The organism is Pseudomonas sp. PAMC25584 (genome assembly GCF_058135675.1).
In genome coordinates, this window is sequence record NZ_CM176870.1 from 3,834,919 (window position 1) to 3,857,857 (window position 22,939).

The 22,939-nt window shown below is 60.3% G+C and carries 22 protein-coding genes; 13 read left to right on the top strand and 9 right to left on the bottom strand.

Features of this window, described 5'->3' with window-relative positions:
* From tusC to ACS5Q8_RS17770, 5 genes are all read left to right on the top strand, one after another.
* The gene (gene tusC / locus ACS5Q8_RS17750) at window positions 1-351 is read left to right on the top strand and encodes a sulfurtransferase complex subunit TusC (RefSeq protein ID WP_276197538.1); all 351 of its coding nucleotides are present in this window, start codon (window positions 1-3) and stop codon (window positions 349-351) included.
* Entirely contained in the window at window positions 351-629 is a 279-nt protein-coding gene (gene tusB, locus ACS5Q8_RS17755; protein ID WP_253396735.1) for a sulfurtransferase complex subunit TusB, read from the top strand. The genes tusC and tusB overlap by 1 nt, the downstream gene beginning before the upstream one ends.
* Window positions 626-961: a TusE/DsrC/DsvC family sulfur relay protein gene (locus ACS5Q8_RS17760; protein ID WP_276197537.1), complete on the top strand. Its 336-nt coding sequence runs from the start codon at window positions 626-628 to the stop codon at window positions 959-961. The genes tusB and ACS5Q8_RS17760 overlap by 4 nt, the downstream gene beginning before the upstream one ends.
* A complete protein-coding gene (locus ACS5Q8_RS17765) occupies window positions 958-1,959 on the top strand; it encodes a glycosyl transferase family protein (RefSeq protein WP_465159283.1) in 1,002 nt (333 codons plus the stop codon). Before ACS5Q8_RS17760 ends, ACS5Q8_RS17765 begins: the two co-directional genes overlap by 4 nt.
* Before the next feature lie 88 nt (window positions 1,960-2,047).
* Window positions 2,048-3,043, top strand: a complete 996-nt coding sequence (locus ACS5Q8_RS17770) for a glutathione S-transferase family protein (RefSeq protein WP_465159284.1) — start codon at window positions 2,048-2,050, stop codon at window positions 3,041-3,043.
* A 107-nt stretch (window positions 3,044-3,150) separates the two neighbouring features.
* Here ACS5Q8_RS17770 and cysG read toward each other — a convergent pair whose 3' ends face one another.
* Genes cysG through ACS5Q8_RS17800 form a run of 6 tightly spaced genes read right to left on the bottom strand, consistent with a single transcriptional unit; the run spans window position 3,151 to window position 10,647 of the window.
* Window positions 3,151-4,545: a siroheme synthase CysG gene (cysG, locus tag ACS5Q8_RS17775; protein WP_276197534.1), complete on the bottom strand. Its 1,395-nt coding sequence runs from the start codon at window positions 4,543-4,545 to the stop codon at window positions 3,151-3,153.
* The gene (gene serS / locus ACS5Q8_RS17780) at window positions 4,546-5,826 is read right to left on the bottom strand and encodes a serine--tRNA ligase (RefSeq protein WP_276197533.1); all 1,281 of its coding nucleotides are present in this window, start codon (window positions 5,824-5,826) and stop codon (window positions 4,546-4,548) included.
* 16 nt (window positions 5,827-5,842) lie between these two features.
* Window positions 5,843-6,217, bottom strand: a complete 375-nt coding sequence (crcB, locus tag ACS5Q8_RS17785) for a fluoride efflux transporter CrcB (RefSeq protein ID WP_443697175.1) — start codon at window positions 6,215-6,217, stop codon at window positions 5,843-5,845.
* On the bottom strand, window positions 6,217-7,539 hold the full coding sequence (locus ACS5Q8_RS17790; protein ID WP_276197531.1) for a replication-associated recombination protein A: 1,323 nt from the start codon (window positions 7,537-7,539) through the stop codon (window positions 6,217-6,219). The genes crcB and ACS5Q8_RS17790 overlap by 1 nt, the downstream gene beginning before the upstream one ends.
* Window positions 7,540-7,566: 27 nt before the next feature.
* A complete protein-coding gene (lolA, locus tag ACS5Q8_RS17795) occupies window positions 7,567-8,190 on the bottom strand; it encodes an outer membrane lipoprotein periplasmic chaperone LolA (protein ID WP_276197530.1) in 624 nt (207 codons plus the stop codon).
* A 54-nt stretch (window positions 8,191-8,244) separates the two neighbouring features.
* Window positions 8,245-10,647: a DNA translocase FtsK gene (locus ACS5Q8_RS17800; protein ID WP_443699914.1), complete on the bottom strand. Its 2,403-nt coding sequence runs from the start codon at window positions 10,645-10,647 to the stop codon at window positions 8,245-8,247.
* A gap of 500 nt (window positions 10,648-11,147) precedes the next feature.
* Here ACS5Q8_RS17800 and aat point away from each other — a divergent pair, with 500 nt between their 5' ends.
* The 3 genes from aat to infA all read left to right on the top strand — a co-directional run bounded on the left by aat (window position 11,148) and on the right by infA (window position 12,910).
* Complete coding sequence (gene aat / locus ACS5Q8_RS17805) at window positions 11,148-11,828, top strand: leucyl/phenylalanyl-tRNA--protein transferase (RefSeq protein ID WP_276197528.1); 681 nt, start codon at window positions 11,148-11,150, stop codon at window positions 11,826-11,828.
* 55 nt (window positions 11,829-11,883) lie between these two features.
* Complete coding sequence (locus ACS5Q8_RS17810) at window positions 11,884-12,591, top strand: arginyltransferase (RefSeq protein ID WP_276197527.1); 708 nt, start codon at window positions 11,884-11,886, stop codon at window positions 12,589-12,591.
* A 100-nt stretch (window positions 12,592-12,691) separates the two neighbouring features.
* Window positions 12,692-12,910, top strand: a complete 219-nt coding sequence (infA, locus tag ACS5Q8_RS17815; protein WP_002553999.1) for a translation initiation factor IF-1 — start codon at window positions 12,692-12,694, stop codon at window positions 12,908-12,910.
* Between the two features lie 249 nt (window positions 12,911-13,159).
* Here the strand turns inward: infA and clpA are convergent, their stop codons facing one another.
* Both clpA and clpS read right to left on the bottom strand, forming a co-directional pair.
* Entirely contained in the window at window positions 13,160-15,430 is a 2,271-nt protein-coding gene (gene clpA, locus ACS5Q8_RS17820; RefSeq protein ID WP_276197520.1) for an ATP-dependent Clp protease ATP-binding subunit ClpA, read from the bottom strand.
* A gap of 29 nt (window positions 15,431-15,459) precedes the next feature.
* Window positions 15,460-15,828, bottom strand: coding sequence for an ATP-dependent Clp protease adapter ClpS (gene clpS / locus ACS5Q8_RS17825; RefSeq protein ID WP_010567912.1), 369 nt, complete (start codon window positions 15,826-15,828; stop codon window positions 15,460-15,462).
* 223 nt (window positions 15,829-16,051) lie between these two features.
* On the opposite strand from clpS, the gene cspD reads away from it, so the two are divergent.
* On the top strand, window positions 16,052-16,330 hold the full coding sequence (cspD, locus tag ACS5Q8_RS17830) for a cold shock domain-containing protein CspD (protein WP_276197519.1): 279 nt from the start codon (window positions 16,052-16,054) through the stop codon (window positions 16,328-16,330).
* 83 nt (window positions 16,331-16,413) lie between these two features.
* Here cspD and icd read toward each other — a convergent pair whose 3' ends face one another.
* On the bottom strand, window positions 16,414-17,670 hold the full coding sequence (gene icd, locus ACS5Q8_RS17835; protein ID WP_276197518.1) for an NADP-dependent isocitrate dehydrogenase: 1,257 nt from the start codon (window positions 17,668-17,670) through the stop codon (window positions 16,414-16,416).
* A 506-nt stretch (window positions 17,671-18,176) separates the two neighbouring features.
* On the opposite strand from icd, the gene ACS5Q8_RS17840 reads away from it, so the two are divergent.
* The 4 genes from ACS5Q8_RS17840 (at window position 18,177) to hflD (ending at window position 22,876) form a co-directional block, all read left to right on the top strand.
* Complete coding sequence (locus ACS5Q8_RS17840; protein ID WP_276197517.1) at window positions 18,177-20,402, top strand: NADP-dependent isocitrate dehydrogenase; 2,226 nt, start codon at window positions 18,177-18,179, stop codon at window positions 20,400-20,402.
* A 223-nt stretch (window positions 20,403-20,625) separates the two neighbouring features.
* Window positions 20,626-21,072, top strand: coding sequence for an NUDIX hydrolase (locus ACS5Q8_RS17845; RefSeq protein ID WP_276197516.1), 447 nt, complete (start codon window positions 20,626-20,628; stop codon window positions 21,070-21,072).
* Between the two features lie 59 nt (window positions 21,073-21,131).
* Window positions 21,132-22,256 (top strand): tRNA 2-thiouridine(34) synthase MnmA, encoded by a 1,125-nt coding sequence (mnmA, locus tag ACS5Q8_RS17850; protein ID WP_426100846.1) that lies wholly within the window; start codon window positions 21,132-21,134, stop codon window positions 22,254-22,256.
* Window positions 22,253-22,876, top strand: coding sequence for a high frequency lysogenization protein HflD (gene hflD / locus ACS5Q8_RS17855; RefSeq protein ID WP_010172715.1), 624 nt, complete (start codon window positions 22,253-22,255; stop codon window positions 22,874-22,876). The genes mnmA and hflD overlap by 4 nt, the downstream gene beginning before the upstream one ends.
* The last annotated feature ends 63 nt before the right edge of the window (window positions 22,877-22,939 follow it).

Consider the following 22,939-nt stretch of genomic DNA (forward strand, 5'->3'; position numbering starts at 1 on the left):
ATGTCCAAATCCTTGCTGGTGATCAGCCGCCAGGCACCGTGGTCCGGGCCGAGCGCGCGGGAAGCGCTGGATATCGTGTTGGCCGGCGGCGCGTTCGATCTGCCCATCGGCCTGCTGTTTCTGGATGACGGCGTGTTCCAACTGGCACCGCACCAGGACGCCAAGGCCGTGCAGCAAAAAGACCTCGGCGCCAACCTGCAGGCACTGGGGCTGTTCGGTATCGACGCGGTGTTTGCCTGCGAGCACAGCCTGGCCGCGCGCGGGCTGACGCACCCCGTCAATGCACAGCCGCTGAACAACGAACAGATCTCCCAGTTGATTGACCGTTACGACCAGGTGATAACCCTCTGATGTCGACTTTACATGTGGTGTCCCACTCCCCGTTTACCGATAGCCGCCTCGACAGTTGCCTGCGCATCTGCGGCAGCGACGATGCGATCCTGCTCTGTGGCGACGGCGCCTATGGGCTGCATCACCCGGCCCTGCAACTCAAGGGCGTGAAGGTGTTTGTGCTGGCCGAAGACAGCCTGGCGCGCAACCTGCCGCTGCCCGACTGGGCCGACTGCGTGGATTACCCGGGTTTCGTGCAACTGTCGATCGACTACGACAAGGTCAACACCTGGCTATGAACACCCTGACCGTGGGCGCGCACGCCCTCGAACTGGACAAGGACGGCTACCTCGTCAACCTGAACGAGTGGTCGGTCGACGTGGCCAACGCCCTGGCCGCCGCCGAAGCCCTCGAGTTGACCCCGGCGCACTGGGAAATCCTCGAGCTGCTGCGCCAGTTCTATCAAGAATTCCAGCTGTCCCCCGCCACGCGCCCGCTGATCAAGTACACCGCCTTGAAGCTGGGCACGGACAAGGGCAACAGCCTGCACCTCAATAAACTGTTCAACGGCACTCCCGCCAAACTCGCCGCCAAGCTGGCGGGCCTGCCCAGGCCGACGAATTGCTTATGACCGATTTTGCCCCGCTGACCCTTGAAACCCCCGCCGAGCACCCGTTTGCGCCGTTCGTGCGCATCCTGGGCAAAGGCAAGCGCGGCGCGCGCAACCTGACCCGCGAAGAAGCCCGCGAAGCCATGGGCATGCTGCTTGACGAGAAAGTCGAAGACACCCAGCTCGGCGCCTTCCTCATGCTGCTGCGCCACAAGGAAGAAAGCCCGGAAGAACTCGCCGGCTTCACCGAAGCGCTGCGCGAGCGCCTGCACGCGCCGGCGCTGAAGGTGGATGTCGACTGGCCGACCTACGCCGGCAAAAAGCGCCACCTGCCGTGGTTCCTGCTGGCCGCCAAGTGCCTGGCGCAGAACGGTGTGCGCATCCTCCTGCACGGCGGCGGCGCCCACACCGCTGGCCGGTTGTACACCGAGCAATTGCTGGAAGGCCTGCAGATCCCGTTGTGCCGCAATTGGCAGCAGGTCGAGACGGCCTTCGAGCACGGCAACCTGGCGTTTATCCCGCTGGGCGACTGGGCACCGCAACTGCAACGCATGATCGATCTGCGCAACACCCTGGGCCTGCGCTCGCCGATCCACTCCCTGGCACGCCTGCTCAACCCACTGAATGCCCGCTGCGGCCTGCAAAGCATCTTCCACCCCGGTTACCAGGGTGTACACCGCGATGCCAGCGGCCTGCTCGGTGACAATGTGATTGTGGTCAAGGGCGATGGCGGTGAGATCGAGATCAACCCCGACACCATCAGCCACCTCTACGGCACCACCGGCGGCGAAAGTTGGGACGAAGAATGGCCCGCCCTCTCCGCCCAGCGTCATGTCAAACCGGCCAGCCTGGAGCCCGAGCAGTTGAAAGCGCTGTGGCGCGGCGACGTCGAGGACAGCTACCCGCAACTGGCCTTGATCGCCACCATGGCCGTGGCCTTGCGCGGCCTGGGTCATCCGCGAGAGCAAGCGTTCGAACTGGCCCAGCACTACTGGGACGCGCGGGATAAATCGATTTAATCGATCATTGCGCCGCAGTTTTTGCGCTTTTAGTTCGAACTCATCCCTTTAGACTGGGCTCTAACGCTTATTAGCCAAGGAGCCAGTCATGGGTTTGCTGATCGAAGGACGCTGGCACGACCAGTGGTACGAAAGTAGCGCGGATGGCGCTTTCCAGCGGGAACAAGCACAACGCCGCCACTGGGTGACCGCGGACGGCCAGCCCGGCCCCAGCGGCGAAGGTGGCTTCAAGGCCGAAGCCGGTCGCTACCACCTGTATGTGTCGCTCGCCTGCCCATGGGCCCATCGCACGCTGATCATGCGCAAACTCAAAGGCCTCGAAGGTCTAATCGACGTGTCCGTGGTCAGTTGGCTGATGCTGGAAAACGGCTGGACCTTCGGCAAGGCCCGCGGCTCCAGCGGCGACACGCTGGACGGCTTCGACTTCATGCACCAGCGCTACACCGCCGACACGGCCGACTACACCGGTCGTGTCACGGTGCCAGTGCTGTGGGACAAACACCTCAAGCGCATCGTCAGCAATGAATCAGCGGAGATCATCCGCATGTTCAACAGCGCGTTCAACGGGCTGACCGGCAACACCCTGGACTTCTACCCCGAGGCTCTGCGCCCGAGCATCGACGCGTTGAACGAGCGCATCTACCCCGCCGTGAACAACGGCGTGTACCGCGCAGGTTTCGCCACCTCGCAGCAGGCGTATGAACGTGCGTTCGATGATCTGTTTGCCGAACTTGACCACCAGGAACAGCACCTCGGCGAGCATCGCTACCTGGCCGGTGAATACCTGACCGAGGCTGATGTGCGGCTGTTCACCACGCTGATTCGCTTTGATGCAGTGTATTACAGCCACTTCAAATGCAACCTGCGCCGGATTGCGGATTATCCGAATTTGTCGAACTGGTTGCGGGAGATGTATCAATGGCCGGGAGTGGCAGAGACGGTCGACTTTGAGCACATCAAGGGGCATTACTATGCCAGCCACCGCACCATCAATCCGACGGGGATTGTGCCCAAGGGGCCGTTGCAGGTGTTTGATGCCCCGCATGATCGTGGGCGGTTGAGCGGTAAGGGTGTCTGGAGCTGATCCGGAGGACTGGTTGGATCAAATGGCCTTATCGGGGGCAAGCCCCCTCCCACTTTTTGGAATGCATTTCAATGTGGGAGGGGGGCTTGCCCCCGATGCATTTAGGCTCAGACTTGGGCCTGGGCGCCTTCAAACCATTTGAGTTTCTCGCGCAGCACTACCACCTCACCGACGATCACCAGCGTCGGCGCATGCACTTCATGCTCCGCCACCATGCGCGGCAAGTCGGCCAAGGTACCGGTAAACACGCGCTGGTTGGACGTGGTGCCCTGCTGGATCAAGGCCGCCGGGGTGTCCGCCGAACGTCCATGCTTGATCAACTGTTCGCAGATGATCGGCAAACCGATCAAGCCCATGTAGAACACCAGGGTCTGCGACGGGCCCACCAGATCACTCCAAGGCAGGTCCGAGGTGCCGTTCTTCAAGTGCCCGGTGATAAAGCGTACCGATTGCGCATAGTCGCGGTGAGTCAGCGGAATCCCGGCATACGCCGCGCAACCGCTGGCCGCCGTGATGCCCGGCACCACCTGGAACGGAATGCCATGGGCCGCCAGTTCTTCGATCTCTTCGCCGCCACGGCCAAAGATGAACGGATCGCCACCCTTGAGACGCAGCACACGCTTGCCTTGCTTGGCCAGGTCGACCAGTTGCTGGTTGATCTGGTCCTGAGGCACGGTGTGGTCAGCACGCCGCTTGCCCACGTACACGCGCTCGGCGTCACGCCGGCACAGTTCAAGAATCGCTGGCGCCACCAGGCGGTCGTAGAGCACCACATCGGCCTGCTGCATCAGACGCAAGGCGCGGAAGGTCAATAGGTCCGGATCGCCGGGGCCGGCGCCAACCAGGTAGACTTCGCCCGGCGCATTCGGCGGTGCGCCGTTGACCTTTTCAATCAACAGACGCTCGGCTTCATCGCCCTGCCCGGCCAGTTGCCGATCGGCAATCGGGCCCTGAAAGACTTCTTCCCAGAACGCGCGGCGTTGCTGCACATCCGGGTACAACCCTTTGACCTGGGCTCGAAAGCGCGCCGCCAGCCCGGCCAGTTGGCCATACGTGGACGGAATCCAGGTTTCCAGCTTGGCCCGGATCAAGCGTGCCAGCACCGGCGCATCGCCGCCGCTGGACACCGCGATCACCAACGGCGAACGGTCGACAATCGCCGGGAAGATCACGCTGCACAGGGCCGGCGCATCCACCACATTGACCGGCACGCAACGGCGTTTGGCATCGCTGGACACTTGCGCGTTCAGCGGTTCGTCGTCCGTAGCGGCGATGATCAGGGTGCAACCGTCGAGGTCGGCCTCCTGATAACCGCGCACGATCAGTTCCCCGCCACTGCCCTGCACCAGTTCACGCAACTGGTTTTCGATCTGGGGAGCAACCACCCGCAGCAGCGCGCCAGCGTCGGCCAACAGCCGGGACTTGCGCAAGGCAATCTCCCCGCCGCCGACGACCAACACACGACTGCCGCGCAGGTTATGGAACAGCGGCAGAAATTCCATTTAGCCGATGACCTCGATGCCCGCCATGTAAGGCTTGAGCACGTCCGGCACACGGATCGAACCGTCGGCCTGCTGGTAGTTTTCCAGCACGGCCACCAGGGTACGGCCTACGGCCAGGCCCGAACCGTTGAGGGTGTGCACCAGTTCCGGCTTGCCGGTTTCCGGGTTGCGGAAACGCGCCTGCATGCGACGCGCCTGGAAATCACCGCAGTTGGAGCACGACGAGATCTCGCGGTATTTGTCCTGGCTCGGCACCCACACTTCGAGGTCGTAGGTTTTCACGGCGCTGAAACCCATGTCACCCGTACACAGTGCCAGCACGCGGTACGGCAGTTCCAGCAGTTGCAGCACGCGTTCGGCGTTGGCGGTCAGGCCTTCGAGGGCCTCCATGGAGGTCGACGGCTCGACCACTTGCACCATCTCGACTTTGTCGAACTGGTGCTGGCGGATCATGCCGCGAGTGTCGCGCCCGGAGGCACCGGCTTCACTGCGGAAGCATGGCGTGTGGGCGACGAGCTTGAGCGGCAGCTGCTTGGCGTCGAGGATCTCGCCGGCCACGATGTTGGTCAGCGACACTTCGGCGGTCGGGATCAGGTACAGGTCGGCTTCGCCATCGCGGCTGATCTTGAACAGGTCTTCCTCGAACTTCGGCAACTGGCCGGTACCCTGCAGGGCCGGGGCCTGAACCAGGTACGGCGTGTAAGCCTCTTCGTAACCGTGTTCGCCGGTGTGCAGGTTGATCATGAACTGCGCCAGGGCGCGATGCAGGCGGGCAATCGGACCACGCAGCAAGGCAAAGCGCGCGCCGGACAGCTTGGCGGCGGTTTCGAAATCCAGGCCACCGCTGAGTTCGCCCAGGGCGACGTGGTCCTTGATCTCGAAATCAAAGGCCTTCGGCGTGCCCCAGCGGCGCACTTCGACGTTCCCCTCTTCGTCCGCACCGACCGGCACCGACTCGTGCGGCAGGTTCGGAATGCCTAGCAGGATTGAATCCAGCTCGCCTTGAATCTTGTCCAGTTCGACTTTGCCGTCGGACAGCTCGGTGCCCATGCGCTCGACGTCCGCCATCAACGGCGCGATGTCTTCGCCGCGCTGCTTGGCCTGACCGATGGATTTGGAACGCGCATTACGCTCAGCCTGCAGTGCTTCGGTGCGGGTCTGGACGGTCTTGCGCTGTTCTTCCAGCGCTTCGATGCGCGCAACATCCAAGGCAAAGCCACGGGATGCCAGGCGGTCCGCTACGTCCTGAAGGTTGCTACGTAACAGTTTGGAATCGAGCATGTCGGTCTCTCGTTTATCAAAGTTTGGTCAAGGACAGGCCGGCCCAGGTGGCGAGCAGCCCGCCGAATATGCTGATGCCCAGGTACCCGAAAGCGACCAGGGCTTGCCCGCTTTCCAGCAGGCGCAGCGTATCCAGTGAAAAGGATGAAAAGGTCGTCAGACCGCCTACAAAGCCGACAATCAAGCCGGTACGAATTTCAATCGGCACGTCCGGGCGCAGCAGGAACCAGCCGTACAGCAGCCCGATGATCAAGCAGCCCACCAGGTTGACCGCCAGGGTCGCCGCATAAAAATGCTTTGGCCAGTTGGCGTTTACCCAAGTACCGGTGGCGAAACGCAATAATGTACCAGCGATGCCGGCAACGGACACGGCAAGAATCGTCTTGAGCACTACTTTCTCCGCTGTTTGGGGCTGAGGCGATCGAGTTGAGCGAGGTGATTGAGCTTTTCACCGATCTTCAGCTCCAGGCCACGGGGCACCGGTTGGTAGAACGGCTGCGGCTCAAGCTCGTCGGGGAAGTAATCTTCGCCGGCGGCATAGGCGTCCGGCTCATCGTGGGCGTAGCGGTATTCATCACCGTAACCCAGTTGTTTCATCAGCTTGGTGGGTGCATTGCGCAGGTGCAGCGGCACTTCGAGGGAGCCATGTTCGGCCGCCGCGCGCAGTGCTGACTTGAAGCCCATGTACACCGCGTTACTTTTCGGCGCACACGCCAGGTAGGTAATCGCCTGAGCCACCGCCAGCTCGCCTTCCGGGCTGCCGAGGCGCTCCTGAACTTCCCACGCCGCAAGGCACAGGCTCAGGGCGCGCGGGTCGGCGTTGCCGATGTCTTCACTGGCCATGCGCACCACGCGGCGCGCCAGGTACAGCGGATCACAGCCACCGTCGATCATGCGCGCGAACCAGTACAACGCGCCGTCGGGGTTGGAGCCGCGTACCGACTTGTGCAGCGCCGAAATCTGATCGTAGAACGCTTCGCCACCCTTGTCGAAACGCCGGCGTGTGTCGCCGAGCAGGCTTTGCAGGAGCTCGACGCCAATCTCGCTGCCGTCCTCGGCCAGGTCGGACGCGTTCTCCAGCAGGTTGAGAAAACGTCGCCCGTCGCCATCGGCGGCGCTGAACAGGATCTTGAAGCCTTCATCGCTGAGGCTCAACTGGCGCTTGCCCAAGCCCTTGTCTTCGCTCAAGGCGCGCTGCAGCAGCTTTCGCATCGCCGCGTCATCCAAGCTTTTGAGCACATACACCCGCGCCCGCGAGAGCAAGGCGTTGTTCAATTCGAAGGACGGGTTCTCGGTGGTTGCACCGATAAAAATCAGCGTGCCGTCTTCGACATACGGCAAGAACGCATCCTGCTGCGACTTGTTGAAGCGATGCACTTCGTCGACGAACAGGATGGTGCGCTTGCCATATTGCCCGGCCTGCTGCTTGGCCACTTCCACCGCCTGGCGGATCTCCTTGACCCCGGCCAGCACCGCCGAGACCGTTTCGAAGTGGGCATCCGAGACTTTCGCCAGCAGCCGCGCCAGGGTGGTTTTACCCACCCCCGGCGGCCCCCAGAAAATCATCGAGTGCAGCGCACCCTGCTCCAGGGCTTCGCGCAAAGGCTTGCCGCGAGCGAGCAGGTGTTCCTGACCGACGTACTCATCCAGATTGGTCGAACGCAAGCGTGCGGCCAGGGGTTGAGCGATCGGATCACTTCGAAACAGGTCCATGGGCAGCGTTTGAAACCTCTAGGCAGGTTATTCCTGGATCACGTCGGCACCCTTGGGGATGTCGAACTTGAACTTGGAGGCGGGCACCGGCTCGTTGGCCTTGACCCCGGTGAACAGGATATTGGTGCGCTGGCCAACGCTGTCGACCAGTTGCATGTCATTGATCACACCGTTGCGGAACGACAGGCGCAGGCTGTCGAACAGCGTGTCCTTGGATTTCGGCTTGAGGGTGAAGTCGATCACATTACTGGCTTGCTTGGAGGTGATGTCGAAACTGTCGCTGATTTTCGATACATCGCCCGACAGCAGCAGCGCCGGGGTCTGGTTCAGGCGCGGGTCGAGCTTCTTGATGGTCGCCTGTTCCAGGTCCGGGTCCCACAACGTGACTTTTTGGCCGTCCGAGACGATGGTCTGCTCATTCGGCGCGTCGGTCTTCCAGTAGAACAGCCCTGGGCGCTGCACGGCCATTTCACCGGCGGTTTCCTGCAACTGGGTGCCGCCGCCGTCCAGGGTCAACTGGGAGAAGCGCGCAGTCAGGGTCTTGGATTTGTCGAGCAGGTTGGTCAGGCTGGCGACGGAGGCCGGATCAGCGTGAGCAGAAACAGCAGTCAGGGCCAGTACCGGCAACAACAGCATGCGGATAAGACGCATGGGAGTCCTCATTGAGTCGTTAGGGCGCGCCGCGTGCTGCCACGCGGCGCGTGATCAGTCGCGCATCTGCCCGGGAGCGATGACTTCGCGCGAGCCGTTGGTGTTCATTGCGGTGACGACACCGGCATTTTCCATGGATTCGATCATGCGGGCGGCCCGGTTGTAGCCGATTTTCAGCTTGCGCTGCACGGCCGAGATCGAGGCGCGGCGGCTTTCCAATACGAAAGCCACGGCCTCGTCGTACAGCGCGTCGGTTTCGGCATCATCGTCGCCACCGCTGCCGCCGTCGAAGCCGCTGCCGGCCTCTTCAACACCCGCGAGAATGTCGTCGTTGTATTCCGGCGCGCCGCGCAGTTTCCAGGCTTCCACCACGCGATGGACTTCTTCGTCGGAAACGAACGCGCCATGCACGCGAATCGGCAGGCTGGTGCCCGGCGGCATGTAGAGCATGTCACCGTGGCCCAGCAGCTGTTCGGCGCCACCCTGGTCGATGATGGTCCGCGAGTCGATCTTGCTCGATACCTGGAACGCCATGCGCGTCGGGATGTTGGCCTTGATCAGACCGGTGATCACGTCCACCGACGGCCGCTGGGTCGCGAGAATCAAGTGGATACCGGCGGCACGGGCCTTCTGGGCGATACGCGCGATCAACTCTTCAACCTTCTTGCCGACGATCATCATCATGTCGGCAAATTCGTCGACCACCACGACGATGGTCGGCAACTTGGTCAGCAATGGCGCTTCGTCGTGGATGCTTTCGCGCTTGTACAACGGGTCGGTCAGCGGCGTGCCGGCGTCCTGGGCTTCCTTGACCTTGGCATTGAAGCCCGACAGGTTGCGCACGCCCATCTTCGCCATCAGCTTGTAGCGCCGCTCCATTTCGGCAACGCTCCAGCGCAGGGCGTTGGCGGCGTCCTTCATGTCGGTGACGACCGGGCACAGCAGGTGCGGAATGCCTTCGTAGATCGACAATTCGAGCATCTTCGGGTCGATCATGATCAGCTTGGCGTCTTCCGGGCCGGACTTGAACAGGATCGACAGGATCATCGCGTTGACACCTACCGACTTACCCGAGCCGGTGGTACCGGCCACCAGCAGGTGAGGCATTTTCGCCAGGTCAGTGATCACGGGCTTGCCGCCGATGTCGTGGCCCAGGGCCAGGGTGACCGGCGATTTGAAGTTGTCGTATTCCGGGGTCGACAATACCTCGGAGAAGCGCACGATCTGGCGGTCTTCGTTGGGAATCTCGATGCCCACAGTGGTTTTGCCGGGGATCACTTCCACCACGCGCACGCTGGTCACGGCCAGGGAACGGGCGAGGTCTTTGGCCAGGTTGGAGATACGGCTGACCTTGACCCCGGCCGCTGGCTGGATTTCGTAACGGGTAATCACCGGGCCGGGGTGGATCGAGTCCACCGAGACTTCGACGCCGAATTCCTTGAGTTTGATTTCCAACAAATGGCCGACGGCCGCCAGGGATTCAGGGGAGTAGTTGAGTTGTTTCTTCTCGGCCGGGTCGAGAATCGAGATCGGCGGCAATGTGCCTTCGACCGCGCTGTCGACAAACAACGGCGCCTGTTTCTCTTTCTGCACGCGATGACTCGGCTCGGGAGCCTTGATCGGTGCCGGGGCGATGACCGGCGGCACTTGCTTCTCGCGGTCCGACATGTGCTTGCTCAGGGCTTGCTCGCGCTCGATCAGGCGTTCCTTGGCCTTGGCTTGTTCACGCCGGTCCGGCGTGCTCGGGGCCACGACCTCGTTGACGCGGGTGTCCACCTCGCGCAGTTGGGCCACCATGCGCTTGCGCTCGACCCGAGCCGACCACCAGCGGTTGGCGGCGCCCTGGAACAGTTCCAGCAGGTCGAGGGTGATTTTGCCGGTCACATCCATCACCTTGAACCACGACAGGTCGGTGAACACGGTGAGGCCAAACAGGAACAGCGCGATAAACATCAGCGTGCTGCCCTGGATATTCAGGGTCTTGCGGGCCAGGTCACCGAGACTCTCACCCAACGCACCGCCGGCTCCCGCCGGCAGGCCGGTTGGGGCATGGAAATGGATATGCGCCAACGCCGCACCGGACAGCACCAGGAACACCAGGCCGATCAGGCGCCAGGAAAACAGCCAGCCGCTCCACTGCCACGGCTCATGACGCTGGCGGAAGATCTGCCAGGTCTTGATCGCCAGCAGCAACGGGAAGATGTAAGCGAAATAACCCAGCACCATGAACAGAATATCGGCGCTGTAGGAACCGGCAGGCCCACCGAAGTTCTGCACGTCTTCGATCTTGCTGTTGTGGCTCCAGCCCGGATCGTCCTTGCCATAGGTGAGCAAGGCCATCATCAGGAACAGGCACAGGGCGCCGATGGCGATCAGTGCACCTTCCTTGAGCCGATAATGCAGGTGCTGACGCCAGGCCGGCACGACTGTTTTTTGTGTCGCGGTGGATTTCTTCAAAACGGGTCTTTTCCTGCGCCTTTAGCGCGTCCATCTGTTGAATGACTGCACACTGCCGCCCAATCCGAGCAGCTGAAAAAATATACGAACGTCGTTAAATCTACCTTTAACACCGAGCGATTGACGAGTGAAACGGCGACAACGCCAGAATGCCCGCATTGTACGGGTTTGTGTCCCTGATGCCACGCACTTGCCCCTTGCGCGGCAGCCTGAACAATTCAAGTGTCACATACTGTTCAATTTGAGCACGCATTGTCTTTGCTGACAAAGGCTTATGCGCTGTTTATAGCAATCCAGGCAAGGTTGGCAATTGGCCTGCATGGGGCAATCCCGAATACGACCACGTCTCTAAGAGAGAGTTGCAGAAACACCCGTTCACGCTAATCCACACCAATGCCCGATTCGGGCTGGCTCCCTGGCGCCGGGTCGACAATAATCAATCATCTACAGGGCAGGCCCCGTACCTGCCACTCCCCTCCCCTTCCGTAAGCCTGGATGCCATGCTGACCTGGTTACAACGCGACACTCTGACCTTCCCCCCGCTGGCCAAAGCCATGCGCGAACCCAATGGCCTGCTCGCCGCCGGTGGCGACCTGTCGGCCGAGCGACTGATCCAGGCCTATCGCCACGGCTGCTTTCCGTGGTTTTCGCAAGGTCAGCCGATTCTCTGGTGGTCACCGGACCCACGCACCGTGATCTTCCCCGACGAACTGCACGTATCCCGCAGCCTCGGCAAATTATTGCGCCAGCAGCGCTACAGCGTGACCTTCGACCAGGACTTCGCCGCAGTCATCCAGGCCTGCGCTGCGCCACGCGCCTACGCAGATGGCACCTGGATCACCGAGGGCATCCAGAGCGCCTACCAGGAGCTGCACGCGCGGGGTTACGCGCATTCGGTAGAGGTATGGGACAACGGCGAACTGGTGGGCGGCCTGTATGGGCTGGCGATGGGCCGGTTGTTTTTTGGCGAGTCCATGTTCAGCCGCGCCGACAACGCCTCGAAGTTCGGCTTTGCCACACTGACCCGACAGCTACAGGCGTGGGGATTTGTGCTGATCGACTGCCAGATGCCCAACGATCACCTGCACAGCCTGGGTGCGCGCGCCATACCGCGCAGCGACTTCGCCGGCTTCCTGCGCGATTATCTGGACCAACCCAGCACTGGACCGTGGGTTTCCTAGGCGACTTCCTCGCACCTGGCTTACACTTATTTCAAAGCTTATCCGAGGGTTGATCATGACCGAGCTGGCGCGATTGAAGTTTTATGCCACTCAAGCCCACGCTTGCAGCTATCTGCCCGACGAGCAGGCCACCACGCTGTTCCTCGATCCCAGCCAGCCGATGGATGTGCATGTGTATGCCGACCTCTCGGAAATGGGGTTTCGGCGCAGCGGCGATCACCTATACCGACCGCACTGCCAAAACTGCAATGCCTGCGTACCGGCCCGAATTCCGGCGGCGCAGTTTGTGCCAGACCGCAACCAGAAGCGCATCCTCAAGCGCAACGCGGACCTGACTGTCACGGCGGCCAATCCCAGGTTCAGTGAAGAGTATTTCGACCTTTACCAGCGCTACATCGAACAGCGCCACGCCGACGGCGACATGTTCCCACCCAGTCGCGACCAGTTTTCCACCTTTCTGGTGCGTGAACTGCCCTTCTCACGCTTCTACGAATTTCGACTCGACGGGCGCTTGCTAGCCGTCGCCGTGACCGATTTGCTGCCCAATGGCCTGTCGGCGGTGTACACCTTCTATGAACCGGCCGAAGAGCGGCGCAGCCTGGGACGCTTCGCGATCCTCTGGCAAATCAGCGAGGCCCTGCGCCTGGAACTGGAGGCGGTGTACCTTGGATACTGGATCAAAAACTGCAAAAAGATGAACTACAAGACCCAATATCGCCCCATTGAACTGCTGATTAATCAAAGATGGGTCACGCTTAACTAGAACCCCTTGGCTTAAACACCCTTTTTCGGGCACAATGCACGCCGCTTTTGCCTGGCGCAGTTGCACCGGGCCATTCACTGGATACCGAGGGCTTTACTGCATGTCGAAAGAAGACAGCTTCGAAATGGAAGGCACTGTCGTCGACACCCTGCCCAACACCATGTTTCGTGTGGAGTTGGAAAATGGGCACGTCGTAACCGCGCATATCTCCGGCAAGATGCGCAAGAACTACATTCGTATTCTTACCGGTGACAAAGTGCGCGTCGAGCTGACGCCCTATGACCTGAGCAAAGGGCGCATCACTTACCGCGCCCGTTAATCAAGTCAATACAAGACGCCCGGTTATGCCGGGCGTTTTTGTGTGCGCGCAGGATTTACCTGACACCCAAAACCCAATGTAGCAGGGGACTTGCTCCCGATAGCGGTCACTCAACAACAAATTTAGCTGCCTGACCCACCGCTATCGGGAGAAAGCCCCCTCCCACACTGGACTTCCATTGTTCTGGAAATTGCATCTCAAGACAGCAAAAAGGCGCCTTTCGGCGCCTTTTGCGTAGCTGCAGAACAATCAGGCCATTTCGGCCGTGGTTTCGAACTCGAAGGTCAGCTCGCCGTCCTTCAGGTCGATATGCACCACGCCACCGTGGTCGGCAAGTTCGCCAAACAGGATCTCTTCGGCCAATGGCCGCTTGATCTTGTCCTGGATCAGACGCGCCATCGGGCGAGCGCCCATTGCCGCGTCGTAACCACCCTCGGCCAGCCAGTTGCGCGCCGCGTCCGTCACCTCCAACTGCACGCGCTTGTCTTCCAACTGCGCTTGAAGCTCGGTGAGGAACTTGTCCACCACGTTTTTGATGACCTCATGACTGAGGCGACCAAACTGGATAATGGTGTCCAGGCGGTTGCGGAACTCCGGCGTAAAGCTCTTCTTGATCACTTCCATCGCATCGGAAGAGTGATCCTGATGCGTAAAGCCGATCGAAGCCCGCGCGGCGGTTTCAGCACCGGCGTTGGTGGTCATGATCACGATCACGTTGCGGAAGTCCGCCTTGCGCCCGTTGTTGTCGGTCAGCGTGCCGTGATCCATGACCTGCAGCAGCAGGTTGAAGACTTCCGGGTGTGCCTTCTCGATTTCATCGAGGAGCAATACGCAATGCGGTTGCTTGGTGATCGCCTCGGTCAACAGACCGCCCTGGTCAAACCCGACATAGCCCGGAGGCGCACCGATCAGGCGCGACACGGTGTGACGCTCCATGTATTCGGACATGTCGAACCGCACCAACTCAATACCCATGGCCTTGGCCAACTGCCGGGCCGCTTCGGTCTTGCCAACGCCGGTCGGACCGGCGAACAGGAACGAACCGACCGGCTTGTCCGGCGACTTGAGGCCCGCCCGCGACAACTTGATCGCAGTGGACAGCGAGTCGATGGCCGCATCCTGGCCAAACACGGTGAGCTTGAGGTCGCGCTCCAGGTTACGCAGCAGCTCTTTGTCGGAACTGCTGACGTGTTTTGGCGGAATCCGCGCGATCTTGGCCACTATCGCCTCGACCTGAGACACATCGATGCGCTTCACACGCTTCTCGACCGGCTGCAGGCGCTGATAGGCACCCGCCTCGTCGATCACATCGATGGCCTTGTCCGGCATGTGCCGATCATTGATGTAGCGCGACGCCAACTCGGCAGCGGCACGCAGCGCTTCATCGGTGTACTCAACGCCATGGTGCGCTTCGAAACGCCCCCTGAGGCCACGCAGGATACCGATGGTGTCCTCAACCGAAGGCTCGGACACGTCGACTTTCTGAAAACGACGCGCCAGGGCGCGGTCTTTCTCGAAGATCCCGCGAAACTCCTGGAATGTGGTCGAGCCGATGCAGCGGATATCACCGGACGACAATAACGGCTTGAGCAGGTTGGAAGCATCCATCACCCCACCAGACGCCGCACCAGCACCAATGATGGTGTGGATCTCATCGATAAACAGGATCGCCTGCGGGCGTTTTTTCAGCTCGCCGAGCAACGCTTTGAAGCGCTTCTCGAAATCGCCACGGTACTTGGTCCCGGCGAGCAACGCGCCAAGGTCAAGGGAGTAGACGACGCTGTTGGCCAACAGGTCCGGCACCTGGTTGTCGACGATACGCTTGGCAAGGCCTTCGGCAATCGCGGTTTTACCCACGCCTGCCTCGCCCACCAGCAACGGGTTGTTCTTGCGACGACGCGCGAGGATCTGCGCCACACGCTCAACCTCAGACTCGCGCCCCACCAGCGGATCGATCCGCCCCTGGCGCGCCAGCTCATTGAGATTGCTGGCATAGGCATCCAATGGATTGCTCGAAGAAGAAGACTCACCGCCCTCGTCGTCCTGCATATCTTGCTCACCCTCGGAATGTTCGCCGTGCCCAGGCACTTTGGAGATACCGTGGGCGATATAGTTGACGACATCGATACGGGCAACGCTCTGCTGTTTAAGCAGAAACACTGCCTGGCTTTCCTGTTCACTGAAGATGGCGACGAGCACATTGGCGCCCGTAACTTCACGCTTACCGGAGCTCTGCACGTGGAAAACAGCACGCTGCAATACCCGCTGAAAGCCTAGGGTCGGCTGGGTTTCACGGTCCTCGTCATGCACGGGGATCAGTGGCGTCGTGGAGTCGATGAACTCCTGCAGGTCATGCTTGAGTTTGTCGAGGTTGGCGCCGCACGCACGCAGAACGGTGGCGGCAGCTTCGTTATCCAAAAGTGCCAGCAGCAGGTGCTCGACGGTCATGAATTCATGACGCTTCGAACGAGCCTCCTTGAAGGCAAGATTGAGGGTGACTTCGAGCTCGCGGTTTAACATAGCTTCACCTCATACCCAAGTGGTCGGCGTTAACCGTCCTTCTCGATTTCACAGAGTAGCGGATGCTGGCTTTCCCTGGCGTACTGGTTGACCTGCATGGCCTTTGTCTCGGCGATGTCGCGGGTAAACACTCCACATACTGCCCGTCCTTCTGTGTGAACGGCCAGCATTACCTTGGTCGCCAACTCGCGGTTCAGGTTAAAAAACACCTCGAGCACTTCGACGACGAAATCCATCGGTGTGTAGTCATCGTTGAACAAAACCACCTTGTACATCGGCGGCGCCTGTAGAGCAGGCTTAGCCTCCTGAACAGCAATGCCTGCAGAACCGTCGTCATCGTGTTCGTGATCCGGGCGATCCTGATTGAATGTTAGTCGAATCTGGCTGATTGCATGCATGGAAAGAAAGGTTCGTCAGTGGTTCAAATACAGTGGTGGGGGCGACCTGTCAGAATTTCAACTCTGACCGTTCGGTCACCTTGACTATCGGTAAATCGGTGTTACAACCAATAGAACCCACAGTGGGTAAAAAAGGTCCGCGCAGTCAACCTTATTATTCGGGTTAGGACGGATAAACTGGATGATACTCCAGTGATGGAGTCTGGTGCAGAGGGATATGGGTATGTCTGGCGTCAAGATCAGTGGCAAGGTCAAGTGGTTCAATAACGCCAAGGGATATGGCTTTATTAACGAAGAAGGTAAAAGCGAGGACCTTTTTGCGCACTATTCGGCGATCATCATGGATGGGTACAAAACGCTGAAGGCGGGACAAGCTGTGAGCTTTGAAATCATTCAAGGACCGAAAGGGCTGCACGCCGTGAACATTGATGCAGTGAAAGTTGGAACACCTGAAAAGCCCGCAGCATCGCACGCTCATAAAGAAAAGAAACAAACGGCCTGATTCGCCGCCGAGCATGCAGTCTTGCAATACGAAAACGGCCACCCCAGTCAATCCAGGGTGGCCGTTTTTTTATGCCACTTTGCTTACATATGCGAAATCAACGCATCGCCAAACCCCGACGAAGACAGCAACTTGGCACCGTCCATCAAGCGATGGAAATCATAGGTCACGGTTTTGGCCGAGATCGCGCCATTGGTGCCCTTGATGATCAAGTCAGCCGCCTCGGCCCAGCCCATGTGGCGCAGCATCATTTCCGCCGACAGAATCAATGAGCCCGGGTTGACCTGGTCCTTGCCCGCATACTTGGGCGCAGTACCGTGGGTAGCCTCGAACATGGCGATGGTATCGGACAGGTTGGCCCCCGGCGCAATGCCAATGCCCCCTACTTCCGCCGCCAGCGCATCAGAAAGGTAGTCGCCGTTGAGGTTCAACGTGGCGATCACATCGTATTCGGCCGGGCGCAGCAGGATCTGCTGAAGCATGGCATCGGCAATTGCATCTTTAACCACTACGTTCTTGCCGGTTTTTGGATTCTTGAACTGCATCCATGGACCGCCGTCGAGCAGCGTCGCGCCGAATTCTTTCTCGGCGATGCCGTAGGCCCATTCCTTGAAGGCACCTTCGGTGAACTTCATGATGTTGCCTTTGTGCACGATGGTCAGCGACTCACGATCGTTATCCACGACGTATTGCAGGGCTTTGCGCACCAGACGCTCAGTACCCTGCTTGGAGACCGGCTTGATACCGATGCCGCAATCCTGGTCGAAACGGATCTTGGTAACGCCCATTTCCTCCTTGAGGAACTTGATCACTTTGATCGCTTCTGGCGAACCGGCTTTCCACTCGATCCCGGCGTAAATATCTTCGGAGTTTTCGCGGAAGATGGTCATGTCCACGTCGCCAGGCTTCTTGACCGGGCTTGGCACGCCTTCGAACCAGCGCACCGGGCGCAGGCACACATAGAGGTCGAGCTGTTGGCGCAGGGCCACGTTCAACGAACGGATGCCACCACCGACCGGGGTGGTCAGAGGGCCCTTGATGGACACCACGTAATCCTTGACCGCGTCCAGGGTTTCTTGGGGCAGCCAGGTGTCCTGGTCGTAGACTTGGGTCGCTTTTTCGCCGGCGAACACTTCCATCCACGAAATTTTGCGCTTGCCGCCGTAGGCTTTTTCAACAGCTGCGTCGACCACCTTGATCATCACCGGGCTGATGTCGACGCCAATACCGTCACCTTCGATATAAGGGATGATCGGTTGGTCAGGAACATTGAGAGAATGGTCTGCATTGACGGTGATTTTGTCGCCGACTGCCGGAACCTGAATCTTCTTGTATCCCATGCTGAACTCCATCTATGGATTGAACATCTGGCTGCGTTCGAGCCTACTCCAGATAAATGACGACTGAAACCTCACGCCACGCTCATTTGCATCGAAAACAGCATATTTAGTTGCCTACTAGCTTGAAAGAAAAGGGAAAAGCGCCAATCTTGAGCACATCATGCGACTTTAGATGTAACGGGGTCCCTGCGACCTTTAGACCAATGGACGCCCCACCTTTTGTATGAGAGCTCGGCGTAAGCATAGCGACCTATGTATAATGCCGCCGCTGACCAAAGAGTCACGATGGCCGACCGCTTGCTTCTTCAATAGAAAGCATCGCCCTCCGCCTGAAAAAGCCGGACTAAACAATAGTCCACCCGCTTGACGCTCGACTGATGCAACCCAACATCACCGCGAAGAAATCTCGACCTTTCGCTCATGGATGACTTTGAACGAACGCGCTCTACCCGGCGCATCTCGAGTTTCTGCGCACGCTTTCAGCAAAGAAGAGAGTTAATCCGAATATGCCCACCCGCTCGAAGATCATCTACACCTTCACCGACGAAGCACCAGCCCTCGCCACCTATTCACTGCTGCCTATCGTAGAGGCCTTCACCGCTTCCGCTGATATTGCCGTGGAAACCCGCGACATCTCCCTCGCCGGGCGCATCCTCGCAAGCTTCCCCGAGCAACTGGGCGCCAAAGCCGTACCGGACCACCTCGCCGAACTGGGCGCCCTGGCCGTTACGCCTGAAGCCAACATCATCAAGCTGCCTAACATCAGTGCCTCGACCCCTCAACTGCAGGCGGCGATCAAGGAACTGCAGGCCCAGGGCTACGCCCTGCCGGACTACCCGGAAACCGTAACCACCGACGCGGAAAAAGAAACCCGCGCACGTTACGACAAGATCAAGGGCAGCGCCGTGAACCCGGTACTGCGCGAAGGCAACTCTGACCGCCGCGCACCGCTGTCGGTCAAGAACTATGCACGCAAGCACCCGCACAAGATGGGCGCCTGGGCTGCCGACTCGAAGTCCCACGTTGCTCACATGAGCCACGGCGACTTCTACGGCAGCGAAAAAGCCGTACAGATCGAGGCCGCCGACGCGGTCAAAATCGAACTGATCGCTAAAGACGGCACCGCGACCGTACTGAAGGAAAAAACTTCGGTACAAGCTGGCGAAATCATCGACAGCTCCGTGCTGAGCAAGAACGCCCTGCGCAGCTTCATCGCCGCCGAAATCGAAGACGCTAAGAAACAAGGCGTACTGCTGTCGGTTCACCTGAAAGCCACCATGATGAAGGTCTCCGACCCGATCATGTTCGGCCAGATCGTTGCCGAGTTCTATAAAGACGCCCTGACCAAGCACGCCACCGTGCTGGAGCAGATCGGCTTCAACCTGAACAACGGCATCGGCGACCTGTACGCACGCATCAAGGCCTTGCCGGCCGAGCAGCAAGCGCAGATCGAAGCCGATATCCAGGCGGTCTACGCCTCGCGCCCTTCCCTGGCGATGGTCAACTCCGACAAAGGCATCACCAACCTGCACGTGCCGAGCGACGTCATCGTCGACGCCTCGATGCCAGCCATGATCCGTGACTCCGGCAAAATGTGGGGCACCGACGGCCAACTGCACGACACCAAGGCCGTGATCCCGGATCGCTGCTACGCCACCATCTACCAAGCCACCATCGAAGACTGCAAGGCTCATGGTGCTTTCGATCCGACCACCATGGGCAGCGTGCCGAACGTTGGCCTGATGGCACAGAAAGCCGAAGAGTACGGCTCGCACGACAAGACCTTCCAGGTCAAAGCTGACGGCGTCGTCCGCGTCACCGACAGCAAGGGCAACCTGCTGATGGAACAGCCCGTCGAAGCCGGCGATATCTTCCGCATGTGCCAGGCCAAAGACGCGCCGATCCAGGACTGGGTCAAACTCGCCGTCAACCGTGCCCGCGCCAGCAACACCCCGGCCATCTTCTGGCTCGACCCACAACGCGCCCACGACGGTGCGGTGATCGAGAAAGTCCAGACCTACCTGAAAGACCACAACACCGAAGGCCTGGACATCCGCATCATGTCGCCGGTCGACGCGATGAAGTTCACCCTGGAGCGCACCCGCAAGGGCCTGGACACTATCTCGGTGACCGGCAACGTACTGCGCGACTACCTGACCGACCTGTTCCCGATCATGGAACTGGGCACCAGCGCCAAGATGCTGTCGATCGTGCCGCTGATGAACGGCGGTGGCCTGTTCGAAACCGGCGCTGGCGGTTCGGCACCGAAACACGTGCAGCAGTTGCTGGAAGAAAACTTCCTGCGCTGGGATTCCCTGGGCGAGTTCCTGGCCCTGGCCGCATCGCTTGAGCATTTGGGTGTGACATACAACAACCCCAAAGCCCTGGTACTGTCCAAGACCCTGGACCAGGCCACCGGCCAGTTCCTCGACAACAACAAGTCGCCATCGCGCAAAGTCGGCAACATCGACAACCGCGGCAGCCACTTCTACCTGGCGCTGTACTGGGCCCAAGCCCTGGCCGCGCAGACTGAAGACACCGCACTGCAAGCGCAATTCGCCACACTTGCCAAGACCCTGGCCGCGAACGAGGCAACCATCGTTGCCGAGCTCAACGCCGTACAGGGCCAGCCAGTGGACATCGGCGGCTACTACGCGCCGAACCCGGAGCTGATCAGCAAGGTCATGCGCCCAAGCAACACGCTCAATGCGGCGATTGCCAAGCTGAAGTAAGGTTGTAACGCTGCAAACAAGCCCCGGCCCAGTGCCGGGGTTTCTGTTTCCAGCGTTCAACTGAAGAAACCGAATCCAAATGTGGGAGGGGGCTTGCTCCCGATCGCGCTGAGTCAGTTACCAATAAGTCGACCGCCCCACCGCCATCGGGAGCAAGCCCCCTCCCACACTGACTGTAATCCTGCTTGAAGACCGCACCGTACTCAGAATCGAGAGGCATCCAATGACCTGGCAACCCCACATCACCGTCGCCACCATCGTCGAAGACAACGGCCGCTTCCTGATGGTCGAAGAACTCAAAGGCGGCCGTGCCGTGCTCAACCAGCCCGCCGGCCACCTCGACCCGCACGAAACCCTGACCGAAGCCGCCGTGCGCGAAACCCTTGAAGAAACCGGCTGGGACGTCGAAGCCACCGGCATCGTCGGCATCTACCTGTACACTGCCCCGAGCAACGGCGTGACCTACCAGCGGGTCTGCTTCACCGCCAAGGCGCTGAAACACCACCCGGACTATCAACTAGACGACGGCATCGTGCGCGCCCGCTGGCTGACCCGTGAGGAGCTGATGGCCCTGCGTGACACCTGGCGCAGCGAGCTGATCATCCGCTGTATCGATGATTATCTGGCAGGCTTTCGCCACAGTCTCGAATTGATCCGACCTTCTCTTTAGCCTTGAAGGCTTGGGCCTGTTAGAATCGCGTCCTTTTTCAAGACACCCGTTGAAACCCTATGCGTGATCCAGCCCCTTCTGACACACAAAAGAAGCGCGTCATCGTCGGTATGTCCGGCGGCGTGGATTCTTCCGTTTCCGCCGTTCTGCTCATGGAGCAGGGTTATGAGGTGGAAGGCCTGTTCATGAAGAACTGGGAAGAAGACGATGGAACGGAATATTGCACCGCCATGGACGACCTGGCAGATGCCCAGGCCGTGTGCGACAAGATCGGTATCAAGCTGCACACCGCCAATTTCGCGGCCGAGTACTGGGACAACGTGTTCGAGCACTTCCTGGCCGAATACAAGGCCGGCCGCACGCCGAACCCGGACATCCTGTGTAATCGCGAAATCAAGTTCAAGGCGTTCCTCGACTACGCCATGATCCTCGGCGCCGACCTGATCGCCACTGGCCACTACGTGCGCCGTCGCGATATCGACGGGCGCACCGAACTGCTCAAGGGCCTGGACCCCAACAAGGACCAGAGCTACTTCCTGCACGCCGTCGGCGGCGAACAGATCGCCAAGACCCTGTTCCCCGTAGGCGAACTGGAAAAGCCCGAAGTGCGCAGGATCGCCGAGCAGCACGACCTGGCCACCGCCAAGAAGAAGGATTCCACCGGGATCTGCTTTATCGGCGAGCGCCGCTTCAGCGACTTCCTCAAGCAATACCTGCCGGCGCAACCGGGCGAGATCAAAACCACCGAAGGCGAGGTCATCGGCCGCCACCACGGCCTGATGTACCACACCATCGGCCAGCGCCAGGGCCTGGGCATCGGCGGCTTGAAAGACGCCGGTGACGAGCCGTGGTACGTGCTGGTCAAGGACCTGGAACACAACGAACTGATCGTGGGCCAGGGCAATGAGCACCCATGGTTGTTCTCCCGCGCGCTGCTCGCTTCAGACATCTACTGGGTCAACCCGGTGGACCTGAGCGCCCCGCGCCGCCTGACCGCCAAGGTACGCTATCGCCAGAGCGACCAGCCCTGCACCCTGGAAAAAACCGCCGACGGCTACCGCGCTACCTTCGATGACCCGCAGCGCGCGGTCACGCCTGGCCAGTCCGTGGTGTTCTACGATGGCGAGGTGTGCCTGGGGGGCGGCGTGATTGAAATCGCCGAACCCTGGAGCAGCCAGGCATGAGCCCGACCCAGGAGCAATTGACGGCGCTTGGCGGGGTATTCCTCGCCGCAGTGCTGGTGGACAAGATCGCCAAGACCGGCCAGGTCACCGAGGCCGGCCTGACCTGCATGCTCGGCAGCCTGCTGATTCGCGACCCCAAGGACACCCTGGAAGTCTACGGCGGTGACGACCTGGCGCTGCGCGAAGGCTACCGTGCGCTGGTCGGCGCACTGGAACGCGACCCGAGTACCTTGCAGCGCGAACCACTGCGCTACGCCCTGTCGATGCTCGGCCTCGAGCGCCAACTGGCCAAGCGTGACGACCTGCTCGAGACCATCGGCAAGCGCCTGCCGCAGATCCAGTCCCAGGTTGAACACTTCGGCCCGGCCCACGAAAACGTCATCGCCGCTTGCGGCGCGCTGTACCAGGACACCTTGAGCACATTGCGCCAGCGCATCCAGGTGCATGGCGATATGCGCAACCTGCAACAACCGAACAACGCCTCGAAGATCCGCGCCCTGCTCCTGGCCGGTATTCGTTCGGCGCGGTTGTGGCGCCAATTGGGTGGTCATCGTTGGCAGTTGGTCATCAGCCGTCGCAAATTGCTCAAAGAGCTTTACCCGTTGATGCGCAACGAATAAGTCGCAGCCACGGGCTATTTTCAAGCCGTTACGCGTAATACGCCGGTCAGTTGGCAACGGACC

Bases quoted from the DNA above. Each gene is read 5' to 3' on its own strand.
- ACS5Q8_RS17770 (WP_465159284.1), top strand. From the start codon at position 2,048: ATGGGTTTGCTGATCGAAGGACGCTGGCACGACCAGTGGTACGAAAGT.
- aat (WP_276197528.1), top strand. From the start codon at position 11,148: ATGCTGACCTGGTTACAACGCGACACTCTGACCTTCCCCCCGCTGGCC.
- ACS5Q8_RS17840 (WP_276197517.1), top strand. From the start codon at position 18,177: ATGCCCACCCGCTCGAAGATCATCTACACCTTCACCGACGAAGCACCA.
- tusB (WP_253396735.1), top strand. From the start codon at position 351: ATGTCGACTTTACATGTGGTGTCCCACTCCCCGTTTACCGATAGCCGC.
- ACS5Q8_RS17760 (WP_276197537.1), top strand. From the start codon at position 626: ATGAACACCCTGACCGTGGGCGCGCACGCCCTCGAACTGGACAAGGAC.
- ACS5Q8_RS17810 (WP_276197527.1), top strand. From the start codon at position 11,884: ATGACCGAGCTGGCGCGATTGAAGTTTTATGCCACTCAAGCCCACGCT.
- icd (WP_276197518.1), bottom strand. From the start codon at position 17,670: ATGGGATACAAGAAGATTCAGGTTCCGGCAGTCGGCGACAAAATCACC.
- ACS5Q8_RS17765 (WP_465159283.1), top strand. From the start codon at position 958: ATGACCGATTTTGCCCCGCTGACCCTTGAAACCCCCGCCGAGCACCCG.
- ACS5Q8_RS17845 (WP_276197516.1), top strand. From the start codon at position 20,626: ATGACCTGGCAACCCCACATCACCGTCGCCACCATCGTCGAAGACAAC.
- infA (WP_002553999.1), top strand. From the start codon at position 12,692: ATGTCGAAAGAAGACAGCTTCGAAATGGAAGGCACTGTCGTCGACACC.
- cspD (WP_276197519.1), top strand. From the start codon at position 16,052: ATGTCTGGCGTCAAGATCAGTGGCAAGGTCAAGTGGTTCAATAACGCC.
- ACS5Q8_RS17790 (WP_276197531.1), bottom strand. From the start codon at position 7,539: ATGGACCTGTTTCGAAGTGATCCGATCGCTCAACCCCTGGCCGCACGC.
- clpS (WP_010567912.1), bottom strand. From the start codon at position 15,828: ATGCATGCAATCAGCCAGATTCGACTAACATTCAATCAGGATCGCCCG.
- cysG (WP_276197534.1), bottom strand. From the start codon at position 4,545: ATGGAATTTCTGCCGCTGTTCCATAACCTGCGCGGCAGTCGTGTGTTG.
- lolA (WP_276197530.1), bottom strand. From the start codon at position 8,190: ATGCGTCTTATCCGCATGCTGTTGTTGCCGGTACTGGCCCTGACTGCT.
- hflD (WP_010172715.1), top strand. From the start codon at position 22,253: ATGAGCCCGACCCAGGAGCAATTGACGGCGCTTGGCGGGGTATTCCTC.
- tusC (WP_276197538.1), top strand. From the start codon at position 1: ATGTCCAAATCCTTGCTGGTGATCAGCCGCCAGGCACCGTGGTCCGGG.
- serS (WP_276197533.1), bottom strand. From the start codon at position 5,826: ATGCTCGATTCCAAACTGTTACGTAGCAACCTTCAGGACGTAGCGGAC.
- clpA (WP_276197520.1), bottom strand. From the start codon at position 15,430: ATGTTAAACCGCGAGCTCGAAGTCACCCTCAATCTTGCCTTCAAGGAG.
- mnmA (WP_426100846.1), top strand. From the start codon at position 21,132: ATGCGTGATCCAGCCCCTTCTGACACACAAAAGAAGCGCGTCATCGTC.